We start from the raw sequence: 243 nt of genomic DNA, 5'->3' as shown, positions 1-243 counted from the left end.
CGGTCTCGTAGATGCCGTCACGGGTTTCCGTGGCCCCGCTGACGGTGCCCTGGAGCTGGGCGGCGACCGCGTCGTGGCCGGCATCGGTGAGCAGGTCTACCGGAGTGCGGTCAGCAGGGGAGGCGAGCCACGCGAGAACGTCCGTGATCGGGCGCTGGTGGCTGGCGGCGGCCAGGAACAGCGCACCAAGAGTGTTCGATGCGGCGGTGGACCAGAAGTCGGAGCCGTTCGACTCGTCCACCG

At 70.0% G+C, this 243-nt stretch carries 1 pseudogene; it reads right to left on the bottom strand.

The features are described 5' to 3' along the window. Positions 1 to 243, bottom strand: a pseudogene (locus RB628_RS42160) (hypothetical protein); the annotation flags it as partial.

Origin of the sequence: Streptomyces sp. ADMS (assembly GCF_033441795.1) — a bacterium.
Classification (GTDB): domain Bacteria; phylum Actinomycetota; class Actinomycetes; order Streptomycetales; family Streptomycetaceae; genus Streptomyces.
Note: the sequence above shows the minus strand (reverse complement) of the source record. Positions and strands in the feature narration are given on the sequence as shown.